This window comes from Frankia sp. CoWAU3 (assembly GCF_977971855.1).
Genome location: NZ_CDWWXB010000194.1, coordinates 1 through 1,477, shown reverse-complemented (window position 1 = coordinate 1,477; position 1,477 = coordinate 1). Strand labels below are relative to the sequence as shown.

2 protein-coding genes are annotated in these 1,477 nt (G+C 72.6%); one reads left to right on the top strand and one right to left on the bottom strand.

What is annotated here, in order from left to right:
* A partial coding sequence (locus AC08ON_RS14935) for a N,N-dimethylformamidase beta subunit family domain-containing protein (protein WP_476617180.1) occupies positions 1 to 778 on the bottom strand: 778 nt, incomplete at its 3' end.
* Between the two features lie 369 nt (positions 779 to 1,147).
* On the opposite strand from AC08ON_RS14935, the gene AC08ON_RS14930 reads away from it, so the two are divergent.
* On the top strand, positions 1,148 to 1,477 hold a 330-nt coding region (locus AC08ON_RS14930), incomplete at its 3' end, for a winged helix-turn-helix transcriptional regulator (RefSeq protein WP_476617179.1).

Here is a 1,477-nt window from a genome sequence, read left to right as displayed (position 1 = left end):
GGCCGAGCCGCTCTGCCAGCGTCACCAGGGGCGCCTCGTTCCCGGTGAAGTCCGCGGCACCGTCGCCGTAGCCGTAGGGCCGGTCGAACGAGACGACGCGGGCGCGGTCGGCGAAACCCCGCAGCCCGTGGTAAAGGCTGTAGCCTCCCCAGGCGTTGTACGCCTGCCAGGTGGTGACCGAGTTGAGGATCACGATCCTGCCCTGCGCGGACGGGCTGCGCACCGTCAACGGCACGTACGACTGGAATCCGTTGCTGCTGTCGAGGCGGAACAGGTAGTCGCCCGGCGGCCACGTCGCCGTGTCGAAGGTCATGGTCGGGGCCCACGACGCGGCCGACACGGTGTTCGTCGTCGCGTTCATCGCCGCCGACGGCTGGACCCGGCCGGGCAGCTCCTCCCGCCGGGTGATGAGCCGGCAGGTGTGGCCGCCGTACCAGCCGATCCGGAACACCGAGACGGCGAGCCGGCTCGCCGTGGTGGAGGCGAACAACCGTACGGGCTGACCGGGGTCGACGCCGACCCGGTCCAGCCAGCCCTCGACCGCGTGGCCCTCGCCGAGCCGGGCCAGCCCGCAGTCGGCGCCGGGCCGGGCGTTTTCGGCCTTGACGTCGAACCCGGCGGGCGTGTCCGGCTCCGTGGGTCTCCCGGACCCGCCCGACGCGTCGGTACCGGCCGACGGCCGGTTACCCGCCGCGGGCGATGAGCCGTCACAACCGGTGCCGACCAGCCCGATCAGGCCGACCAGCGCGACGGCCGTCAACGCGACACGGGGTGACACGGGACGGGATCGCGCGGCGCCCGACTGGACGATGCCGGAGGGGACGATGCGGCCGCCGGTCGGGCGCCTGTCCTGCCGCGACCACCACGCAACCCGCAGTCCCGACGCAATCTGCGATCGCAAGCCGCCCCCGTCCCTACCCGATCTTCACCTCGCTCCCGTGCCGGACCGCTATCCGATCGACCTGATGGCTCAGTGCGAGGACGTGGCGGGTCAACCGTAGCCGCAGGCCCGGGGGGCCCGCCCAGCGCGCTGTGACCCTGTCCTGCGCCGTGACCCTGTCCTGCGCCGTGACCTGCGCTGCGTCGAGGCACCCGTGATGCGTCGGGCACCTACTATGACCGGATGGTTGCGAGGCCGGAGGACGGCGTGAGCTGTCAGGCGCTGACCCCGGTCTTCGCGCTGCTGGGGAAGCGGTGGAGCGGTCTGATCATCAGTACGCTGATGGCCGGCCCGGCGAGGTTCTCCGAGATAGCGAAGCTGGTGCCGGGGGTGAGCGAGCGGATGCTGTCGGGCCGCCTCACCGAACTCGTCCAGGCCGGCCTCGTGGAGCGTGAGGTTCTCAAGGGGCCGCCGGTGGCGACGCGTTATCGGCTCACCCCGCGGGGCGAGGGGCTGCGCACGGCGCTGCACGAGCTGGAGGTGTGGGCGCAGGAGCATCTCGTCGCGCGCGGGGAGCCGCCGTGTCCCAGGACCCCC